This window comes from Nocardioides sp. P5_C9_2 (assembly GCF_054049555.1).
Map to the genome: position 1 here is coordinate 1 of NZ_JBFUMD010000585.1, position 2,090 is coordinate 2,090.

1 protein-coding gene is annotated in these 2,090 nt (G+C 72.9%); it reads left to right on the forward strand.

Annotated elements, in window-relative coordinates; all coding sequences use genetic code 11:
* Positions 1-266: 266 nt before the first annotated feature.
* Positions 267-2,090, forward strand: a 1,824-nt coding sequence (gene hrpA / locus ACXJKL_RS19935; RefSeq protein WP_457208734.1) for an ATP-dependent RNA helicase HrpA, incomplete at its 3' end; no start/stop codon positions are given.

Consider the following 2,090-nt stretch of genomic DNA (forward strand, 5'->3'; position numbering starts at 1 on the left):
CGCCACGACCGCCCCGTGCCGGCGTCGTGGTCGGGCGGGACGTCGTAGGACGACGGGGGCGGCGGGTCCGCTGGCGCGGGGGCGGGCGCGGGGGCGGGCGCGGGGGTGCCCGCGATCGGGGCGGTCTCGTCGGAGGGAGGCGGGGTCTTGTCGCTCATGCCGCGAGCCTGCGCCCGGCACCTGTGGACCACCTGTGCGCCAGCGGTGACCCGGCTCAGAGTCCCGGCGCGAATCGGGTTGCGCCCGTGCGGAAGAATGGCCGGGTTGTGCAGATCTCCTACCCCGCCGAGCTCCCGGTCTCGGCACGCCGCGAGGACATCGCTGCGGCCATCCGCGACCACCAGGTGGTCATCGTCGCCGGCGAGACCGGCTCGGGGAAGACGACCCAGCTCCCCAAGATCTGCCTCGAGCTCGGGCGCGGCGCCGACGGTCGCCTGATCGGCCACACCCAGCCGCGGCGGATCGCCGCGCGCTCGGTGGCGGAGCGGATCGCCGACGAGCTCGGGACCGAGCTCGGGGACCTCGTCGGCTACCAGGTGCGCTTCACCGACCGCACGTCGCGATCGAGCCGGGTCAAGCTGATGACCGACGGGATCCTGCTCGCCGAGCTGCAGCGCGACCGCCAGCTGCGCAAGTACGACACGATCATCATCGACGAGGCCCACGAGCGGTCGCTGAACATCGACTTCCTGCTCGGCTACCTGCGCCGGCTGCTCCCCAAGCGTCCCGACCTCAAGGTCATCATCACCTCGGCCACCATCGACGTGGACCGCTTCGCCGCGCACTTCAGGGCGCCCGTCGTCGAGGTCTCGGGGCGCACCTACCCCGTCGAGGTCCGCTACCGGCCGCTGCTCGAGCTCCCGGAGGCCGACGAGGAGGGCGAGCCCGTCCAGCGCGACCAGACCGAGGCGATCCTCGACGCCGTGCGCGAGCTCTCCCAGGAGGGGCCCGGCGACGTGCTCGTCTTCCTGCCCGGTGAGCGAGAGATCCGCGACACCGCCGACGCCCTCGCCGCGCTGCAGTCCGACCGCCTCGAGGTCGTCCCGCTCTACTCCCGCCTGTCCGCCGCCGAGCAGCACCGGGTCTTCAGCTCGCACCCCTCGACGACCCGCCGCGTCGTGCTGGCCACCAACGTCGCGGAGACGTCGCTGACCGTCCCCGGCATCCGTTACGTCGTGGACACCGGCGTCGCGCGCATCTCCCGCTACTCGCTGCGCACCAAGGTGCAGCGACTGCCCATCGAGCCGATCAGCCAGGCCAGCGCCAACCAGCGCTCCGGTCGGTGCGGCCGCGTCGCGGAGGGCATCGCGATCCGGCTCTACAGCGAGGAGGACTTCGAGGGTCGCCCGGAGTTCACCGACCCCGAGATCCTGCGCACCAACCTGGCCAGCGTCATCCTCCAGATGACCTCGCTGGGCCTCGGCGACATCGCGCGGTTCCCGTTCGTCGAGCCGCCCGACAAGCGCAACGTCCGCGCGGGCGTCGACCTGCTCGAGGAGCTCGGCGCGATGGAGCCCCAGGGCCCGACGCCCCTCGACGTACGACCGACGAGCGACCGGCGGCGGCGGGGTGGGCGACCCCAGGACGGACCGCGCCTCACCCACCTCGGCCGCCGGCTGGCCCGGCTGCCGATCGACCCGCGCCTGGGCCGGATGATCCTCGAGGCCGAGCGGCTGGGCTGCGTGCGGGAGGTGGTCGTGATCGCCGCGGCGCTGAGCCTGCAGGACCCGCGCGAGCGGCCGGCCGAGCAGCAGGCGCAGGCCGACCAGCAGCACGCCCGCTTCAAGGACGAGACCTCCGACTTCCTCACGTGGCTCAACCTGTGGCGCCACGTGAAGCAGCAGCAGCGCGAGCTGAGCTCCAGCGCCTTCCGGCGGATGTGCAAGCGCGAGCACCTCAACTACCTGCGCATCCGGGAGTGGCAGGACTTCGAGTCCCAGCTGCGCCAGGTCTGCAAGGAGATGAAGGTCGAGGTCGGCCAGCCCGCCGACGTGGTCGACGCCGACGGCATCCACCAGGCCCTGCTCYCCGGCCTGCTCAGCCACATCGGCGCCCTCGAGGAGCGCGACAAGCCCCGCGCCGGTGAGCGC